At 59.8% G+C, this 473-nt stretch carries 1 protein-coding gene; it reads left to right on the plus strand.

The annotated features are described in order from the left end of the window. The coding region (locus BK660_RS30815) for an aminotransferase class I/II-fold pyridoxal phosphate-dependent enzyme (RefSeq protein WP_123436426.1) at positions 1 to 432 on the plus strand (432 nt) is incomplete at its 5' end. Positions 433 to 473 lie beyond the last annotated feature (41 nt).

Consider the following 473-nt stretch of genomic DNA (forward strand, 5'->3'; position numbering starts at 1 on the left):
GAGCGCGTGCTGCACATGAAATACATCAGCACCGGATCGACCGCACCGCAGCCGCAGATCGCCATCGCCGAATTCCTCAAGGCCGGTCATTTCGAACCGCACTTGCGGCGGATGCGCACGCAATACCAGCGCAGTCGCGACCTGATGATCGACTGGGTTACCCGCTATTTCCCGGCAGGCACCCGCGCCAGTCGGCCGCAAGGCAGTTTCATGTTGTGGGTCGAATTGCCGGAAGGTTTCGACACCTTGAAACTCAATCGTGAGTTGCACGACCAAGGCGTACAGATTGCCGTCGGCAGCATTTTTTCCGCCTCGGGCAAGTACCGCAATTGCCTGCGGATGAACTACGCTGCCAAACCGACCGCGCAGATCGAAGAAGCGGTGCGCAAGGTCGGCGAGACAGCGGTCAGATTGCTGGCCGAAGCCGACTGACCTTTTTCCAGAGAACCGCGTCCATATGCCGACCCTAGCCG

Source organism: Pseudomonas brassicacearum, from assembly GCF_003732265.1.
GTDB classification, from domain to species: Bacteria; Pseudomonadota; Gammaproteobacteria; order Pseudomonadales; family Pseudomonadaceae; genus Aquipseudomonas; species Aquipseudomonas brassicacearum_D.